1 protein-coding gene is annotated in these 644 nt (G+C 44.7%); it reads right to left on the reverse strand.

What is annotated here, in order from left to right:
• A partial coding sequence (locus ACFIKU_RS10145) for a hemagglutinin repeat-containing protein (RefSeq protein WP_375657435.1) occupies positions 1-644 on the reverse strand: 644 nt, incomplete at both ends.

Genomic DNA, 644 nt, shown 5'->3' on the forward strand with positions numbered 1-644 from the left:
GTATGAACAGTGCCGGTGCCTATAATATGGCTGTTTTTGTGATGCACTTCATCACTGGAACCCTTACCTTTACCAAAGGAAGCATTCCCCATCCACCCTGTACCACTGGTACCATAACTATACCCAATATTCATCGAAGCGCTTTGGTTATGGTTTTGTGTGCTTTGCGTGTTTTGCGCACTTTCAAAGAGGATATCTTTACCTGCTCCCATGGTGATATTCCCACTCTGTTCATCATTGCTTTGCATCGGGTTTGTACCGGCAATAATACCGGCTCCAACACCATGGATGCTGCCTTTGTGGGCTTGCATATTAACAGCGCGTCCGCCTTCTATTGTACCTGTTACCGAAGTAGATGTCTGAACAGAGGCTTCTGTTTTCTCTGTCTTAAAGCCCACGGTTACGCTGGCAGAAACATCAGCAATATCACGAATAGACTGTTTGTTTCCACCTTTCAACCCATTATAAAGACCTTTGCCTTTACTATAGAGATCATAGCCTTTTAGACCAGCAATAAGACCATTGCCGATTTTGTGTTTTGTATCCCCATGACCAAAACGTTTGGCTGCATCCCTTACATCTTGTACGGCACCAAGAATGCCCACATTGACAGAGCCTGTCACACCAGCAAAAGACTTTTCATG

The sequence above is a fragment of the Bartonella sp. CM120XJJH genome (assembly GCF_042194715.1).
Classification (GTDB): Bacteria; Pseudomonadota; Alphaproteobacteria; order Rhizobiales; family Rhizobiaceae; genus Bartonella.